Origin of the sequence: Mesorhizobium sp. M2A.F.Ca.ET.067.02.1.1 (genome assembly GCF_004023285.1) — a bacterium.
Lineage (GTDB): Bacteria > Pseudomonadota > Alphaproteobacteria > Rhizobiales > Rhizobiaceae > Mesorhizobium.
In genome coordinates this window covers 1-3,861 of record NZ_RZSB01000582.1, presented here as the reverse complement: position 1 = coordinate 3,861, position 3,861 = coordinate 1, and the positions used below count along the sequence as shown (strand labels likewise).

At 63.0% G+C, this 3,861-nt stretch carries 2 protein-coding genes and 1 pseudogene; 1 reads left to right on the top strand and 2 read right to left on the bottom strand.

Annotated elements, in window-relative coordinates; all coding sequences use genetic code 11:
- Together EOA28_RS27960 and EOA28_RS27955 are read right to left on the bottom strand one after the other, a co-directional pair.
- The coding region (locus EOA28_RS27960; protein WP_245501608.1) for a DUF882 domain-containing protein at positions 1-868 on the bottom strand (868 nt) is incomplete at its 3' end.
- A gap of 407 nt (positions 869-1,275) precedes the next feature.
- The gene (locus EOA28_RS27955; protein WP_128315493.1) at positions 1,276-2,823 is read right to left on the bottom strand and encodes a sigma-54 dependent transcriptional regulator; all 1,548 of its coding nucleotides are present in this window, start codon (positions 2,821-2,823) and stop codon (positions 1,276-1,278) included.
- Positions 2,824-2,978: 155 nt separating this feature from the next.
- Here EOA28_RS27955 and EOA28_RS27950 point away from each other — a divergent pair.
- Positions 2,979-3,861, top strand: a pseudogene (locus EOA28_RS27950) (oligoendopeptidase F); the annotation flags it as partial.

Here is a 3,861-nt window from a genome sequence, read left to right as displayed (position 1 = left end):
GGACGTTGGCGCGCTTCGCATCCTTCGGCGAAACGATCGCGATGCCCGGGAGATTGCTATTGCGGGCAGTGGCGGCGCTCGCGACCTGGACCTGCTTCACAGCTTTCTGCTGGGGTGCCGGAACGCTTTCATCGGCATCGTCATCTGCCTCGTCGGCTCCGCCGCCACGGAACCAGGCAAACAGGCCGCCGGACCGCTTGGTCGAGCCGCCGGCGCTGGCCAGTTCGATGTTCGGCGTGCCAGAGCCCTTGCGCGCCTGATAGGCGGCCAGCGCCTGCTCATAGCCGGGCAGCGGCCTGCCGTCGCTCGGCACATGCAGCGTCTTGCCGTTCGGGAACAGGCTGACCAGCTCCTGGCGGCTGATGCCCGGCCAATGACGCACATTGCCGACATCCATGTGCACAAAAGGTGAGCCGGAGGTCGGGTAGTAGCCGACGCCGCCGCCCTGCATCTTGAGGCCGATGTTGCGCAGCTTCTTCAGCGGCACGCCGGGGATGTAGAAATCCATCGCCTTGCCGAGCATGTGCTGGCTTTTCTCGGCGACGCCACGGCTGCGCGAACGCAGCATCGCGTTGGTCGACGGCGAACGATAGCCGCAGACGACCTGGATGTAGTCGGTCGCGCCAGCTTCGCGATAAGCTTCCCAAACGAGGTCGAGCAGCCGCGGGTCCATCTTCGTCGGCTCGTTGCGGCGCCAGTCGCGCAGGATGATGTTGATCTTGCGCAGGCCTTCCGGATCGTAGCGGCCATTGCGCTTGTAGACGATCTCGGCCTTCTCGTGCGTGTGCAGGTGATAGAGCTTGAGCGTGCGAACCTCAGCCCTGGCGCCCGACATTGCCGCGGACAGAAACCCGACAGCCAAAATCATAAACGTCAGCCACCTCGGCCAGACGCTCATGTGAAAATGCCGCCCGTTTGTGTGTCGTTCGACTTTGTTCAAATCAAATGGCTTTCAGGCTGCCGTTTGTCCCCGGATTTGACCAAACGGATGCGTGGTTTTCACATCCGAATATCGATCCTAATGGTTAACCATCGTTTATTGAAGCCGAAATGCGGTAACACCGTGGCGATATCCCGTCAAAAATGATGCACAGCATTTCGTGGTAAACCGCTGGTTTAGATCAAGAATCCGGCCCCGGCCAGAACACGATCTGTTACCGTTAGCGTTAATGCGTGATCCTCGGCAACGCCAACCGCTGAAAACCCTGCGTTTTCACGTCAAAAGCGACAATTTGACTCGGATTTTAGGCGCGCAAGCTATTCGAGGCTTGCCTGTCACGAGGCAAGCCGGTCGACGCGACCAGCTTCGGGATCAATGCCATATTCCTTCAACTTGCGGTAGAGGGTGGAACGGCCGATGCCCAAACGGCGCGCGACTTCGCTCATCTGGCCATTATAGTGATCGATCGCCAGCTTGATCATCTCGAGTTCGACATCGGCCAGCGCCCGTACATTGCCGCGCTCGTCCAGCGCCCGAAGCGTTCCGAACCGCGGCTGCGGCCGCGCCGGTGACTCGCCGTCGGCAAAGGCGGACCCCATTTTCTCGGCAATCGCCTCATCCGCCGGTTTGGACGCACCCTCGACCGTTTCGGCGATGGTGGATGTCGTTTCCGCTGCGAGATCGACCGTGCCTTCCACCTGGGCCCGGATTTGCGGGAACTCCTCCTCGGTCAGCACGTCGCCCTCGGCAAGCACCGACGCGCGGAAGACCGCATTCTCCAATTGGCGGATGTTGCCCGGCCAGTCATAGGCCTGCAGCATCGCTAGCGCTGACGCCGATATGCCGGCAAGGCGCCGGCGCGGATCGGCCGGAGCGACCTTTTCCATGAAATGCCGGACCAGGTAGGGAATGTCGTCGCGGCGGTCGCGCAGCGGCGGCACGAAGATCGGATAGACGTTCAGCCGGTAGAACAGGTCCTCGCGGAACTTGCCGTCCTTGACCTGCTGCAGAAGGTTGCGATGCGTGGCCGAGATGAGCCTTATATCGACCTTGACGGTCGAGCGGCCGCCGACCGGATCGACCTCGCCCTCCTGCACGGCGCGCAAGAGCTTCACCTGGACGTCGAGCGGCAGATCGCCGATCTCGTCGCGGAATAGCGTGCCGGAATTCGCCTCGACGAATTTGCCAGTATGCTTGTCGGTGGCGCCCGTGAAGGAGCCCTTCTCGTGGCCGAACAGGATCGATTCAACGAGATTGTCCGGGATGGCGCCGCAATTGACGGTGACGAAGGGCTTCGAACGGCGATCGCCGCTGCCCTGGATGGCGCGCGCCACCAGTTCCTTGCCGACGCCGGATTCGCCCTCGATCAGGATCGGGATGTTGGAGGCCGCCGCCTTTTGCCCGAGGCGTATCACCCGGTCCATTGCCGGGCTGCGCGTGATCATGTCCTTGAACGTGAGATGGCCGCCGCCGCGTCGCCGCGATGCGCGCTTCATCTCGTCCTCGACGGCTTCCACCTTGAGCGCGTTGGAGATCGCGGTCTGCAGCCTGTCGGGCGACGCAGGCTTGACGACGAAGTCGAAGGCGCCGTGCCGCATCGCCGAAACGACCGTCTCGATGCCCCCCTGGGCCGTCTGCACGATGACGGGAATGTTGATGCCGCGCTCGCGCATCGCCTTCAGCACACCGATGCCGCCTAGGCCGGGCATGACAAGGTCGAGAATGACGACGGAGACCTCGCGCGCGTTCGGCCCGTCGAGCACGTCGAGGCCAGCCTCGCCGCTATCGGTGACAATCGCGGTGTGCCCGAACTTGGTCAGCGCGGCCTCGATCAACCTGCGCTGCACCGGATCGTCATCGACTATGAGTATGGAACCTGTCATGACTGTTTGAGTTTTCCGCCCGAGACAATCCCCATGGATCATCTTGGCACAGGGTTCTAAATAAGGTTTCAAAAAACCCGGTGAACGAATTCCTTAGGATTTGACCGGCTTCCTCCTTCCCTCTGATTTGGCCCGATTCAAAGAAGGTATTGCTGATGCGCATTGAGTTTGGTCAGCGGCTTGCGGCGCCAGCGTCCGGACACGGCGCGGCCGAGCTTGGCGATCTGCCGGAGTGGAATCTCGCCGATCTCTATTCCGGCATGGAAGCGCCCGAGCTGAAGCGCGACATCGCCAAGGCGGCCAGCGACGCCATCGCCTTCGAGACCCGCTGGAAAGGCACGCTCGCCGCGGAAGCCGGGCGCGGAGCCGCCGGCCGGCTGGGCGAGGCGCTGCAAGCCTATGAGGCGCTCGAGGAGCTGATCGGCCGCATCGTCTCCTATGCCGGCCTCGTCTATGCCGGCAACACCGCCGATCCGCAGCGCGCCAAGCTCTATGGCGACGTCCAGGAAAAGATGACGGACGCGAGCGCCCATCTTCTGTTCTTCGCGCTCGAGCTCAACCTGATCGATGATGCGGCGATCGAGAGCGCTCTGGCCGCCGACAAGGCCTTCGGCCACTACCGGCCCTGGGTGCTCGACCTCAGGAAGGACAAACCCTACCAGCTCGAGGACCGTGTCGAGCAATTGTTCCACGAAAAGTCGGTCACCGGGCGCGGCGCCTGGAACCGCCTGTTTGACGAGACCATGACCGACCTGCGCTTCGACGTCGACGGCGAGGAGCTGACGCTTGAGCCGGCGCTGAACCGGCTCCAGGATACGAATGGCGAGGTGCGCCGCCGCGCTTCCGAGGCGCTGGCCGCCACGTTCCGCAAGAACCTGCGCACCTTCACGCTCATCACCAACACCTTGGCCAAGGACAAGGAAATCTCCGACCGCTGGCGCGGCTTCCAGGATATCGCTGACTCGCGCCACCTCGCCAACCGCGTCGAGCGCGACGTGGTCGACGCGCTGGCCGCGGCCGTGCGCGAGGCCTATCCCC